We start from the raw sequence: 1,173 nt of genomic DNA, 5'->3' as shown, positions 1-1,173 counted from the left end.
GCGCAACTGCAGGAGGCACTGCCGGTGGCTCGCCACTGCAGCGCCGACCTGTTTGCGCGTCTGCAGGCGCATCCGCCACAGGCGATCGCCCTGCAGGGCGAAACCGTGCTGGACTACGCCACGCTGTTGGCGAAGGTGGAGCGGCTGGCTGTACGCCTGCGGCTGCGCGGCCAGGGGCTGGGCTCGGTGGTGAGCTTGCTGATCGAAGAGCGGGCCACGCTGATCGTGGCGATGTTGGCCTGCCTGCGCACCGGCGTGGCGTTCCTGGTGCTGGATGCGGACTATCCTCCGGCACGGTTGCGCTACATGCTCGAAAACGGCCGCAGTGCTTGCCTACTGCGGCAGGGGGCGGTACCGCCGCTGACCGCGTTGCAGGTGCTGGATCTGGACGCGCCGGATAGCGATGCCGTGGGCACCCCGGGGCCGGTGACCGACGGGGCGGTGTCTTCGATATTGCACACCTCCGGCTCCACCGGCGAGCCCAAGGCAGTGGCGCTGCCGGTCAGCGGGTTGATCCAGCACGCGCTGCGCATGCAGCAGCTGTGGCAGCTGGGCCCGGACGACCGCGTGCTGCAGTTCAATTCGCCGGCGTTCGACGCGTTCCTGGAAGAAGTATTCACGACGCTTGTCGCTGGTGCGCGGCTGCTGCTACCAGCGCAGCGTCTGCTCGACCCACGTCAGTTCTGCGAGTACGTGCAGGCGCACGGAGCGACCATCCTGGACCTGCCTACCGCGTATTGGCACGCGCTGACCTTCCAGCTGGACCAGGCCAATGCCGACGCGCTGCGCAGCGTGCGTTCGGTCGTGGTCGGCGGCGAGGCGGCCTCGGCAGGTGCCTTGCGGCAGTGGTTGCGGATGTGTCCGCAGGCGGCCTGGACCAATACCTACGGCCCGACCGAGGCGAGCATCTGCGTGCTGGCCGATACCCAGCGCACGGCGCCGGCCGAGGATGCATTGCCGTTCGGGCCGCCACTGGGCGTGGCGCTGGCCGGCAACCGGGTGCATCTGCTGGATGACACGCTGCGGGCGGTGCCGGATGGCGCGCCGGGCCAGGTGTACATCGAGGGTAGCGGCCTGGCCTATGGCTATGTCGGCCGTGCCGCCGCCACCGCCGAGCGCTTCGTGCCCAATCCGTTCGGTGCTGCGGGCAGCCGTCTGTATGCCAGCGGCGAT

General features: G+C 69.4%; 1 protein-coding gene. It reads left to right on the top strand.

Going from position 1 to position 1,173, the window contains the following annotated elements; genetic code table 11:
* Positions 1 to 24: 24 nt before the first annotated feature.
* A partial coding sequence (locus EO141_RS01700) for an AMP-binding protein (protein ID WP_164739013.1) occupies positions 25 to 1,173 on the top strand: 1,149 nt, incomplete at its 3' end.

The sequence above is a fragment of the Xanthomonas sp. BRIP62415 genome (assembly GCF_003993515.1).
GTDB lineage: Bacteria > Pseudomonadota > Gammaproteobacteria > Xanthomonadales > Xanthomonadaceae > Xanthomonas > Xanthomonas euroxanthea.
Note: the sequence above shows the minus strand (reverse complement) of the source record. Positions and strands in the feature narration are given on the sequence as shown.